Below are 851 nucleotides of genomic sequence, written 5' to 3' on the forward strand. Positions count from 1 at the left end.
GGTCAGAAAGTTTTGGATTTCTTGTCAGGGTTGATATTGGGGAGGGGATTACTGATGAAGGAATATAGCAAGTTGGTTCGGGATAAGATTCCAGTGATTATTGAAGCATCAGGAAAGAAAGCTGAGATGCGAGTGCTTGATGACGCAGAATATAAGAAAATGCTTGATGTGAAGCTTCAAGAGGAATTGTATGAGTATATCACGGCAGTAGAAAAAGACCAAGTAGCTGAATTGGCTGATTCGGTCGAGGTCGTATATGCTATATTGGATAATAAGGGAATTAGCATTGAAGAGTTTGAACTAGTAAGGTTGGAGAAAAAGAAGAAGCGTGGCGGGTTTGGAGAAAAGTTTTTATTGGTAAAAGTAGAATAAAAAAATCTAATTCATATGAGGTTTATTAATGGAGCAGGAATATTTCGATTTTACAAAAGAAGAGCATCAATTATTAAAGGGACACAAGATAGATTCTACTTTTGATCCCAATTTTAATATTCTAACGTTTAGTCAATACTATCAGGCTTTGGAATATGTAAGTGAACCATTTATCATTTTTGAATACCGATTCGGTAGTTTAAACAGATACTTAGAGTACTCAAAAAGATATTGTGATGAATATATAGCTACAACAAATGAGTATCTTGAAAAGCTTTTTTCTAATAAAGATTCATCCGCTGAAGAATATGATATTCATTCAGAAATAGGCCTACCAGATACTGAATACTTCAGCGAATACAATTACTCATCAATTTTATCAATGTTAATCAGTATTCTTGAAAATTTTATAGTTCATATATCCAAAGAAATAGCTTCAGAGAAAAATGTTAAGTATACAATAAAGAATGGGAAAGATC

At 32.9% G+C, this 851-nt stretch carries 2 protein-coding genes; both read left to right on the plus strand.

Going from position 1 to position 851, the window contains the following annotated elements; translation table 11 throughout:
* Positions 1–372: nucleoside triphosphate pyrophosphohydrolase (locus ACIFO6_RS24080; RefSeq protein ID WP_430044573.1), on the plus strand; the 372-nt coding region annotated here is incomplete at its 5' end.
* 28 nt (positions 373–400) lie between these two features.
* Positions 401–851: hypothetical protein (locus ACIFO6_RS24085; RefSeq protein WP_430044574.1), on the plus strand; the 451-nt coding region annotated here is incomplete at its 3' end.

Origin of the sequence: Paenibacillus sp. NRS-1781, assembly GCF_050467745.1 — a bacterium.
In the GTDB taxonomy this organism is placed as follows: Bacteria; Bacillota; Bacilli; order Paenibacillales; family Paenibacillaceae; genus Paenibacillus; species Paenibacillus terrae_A.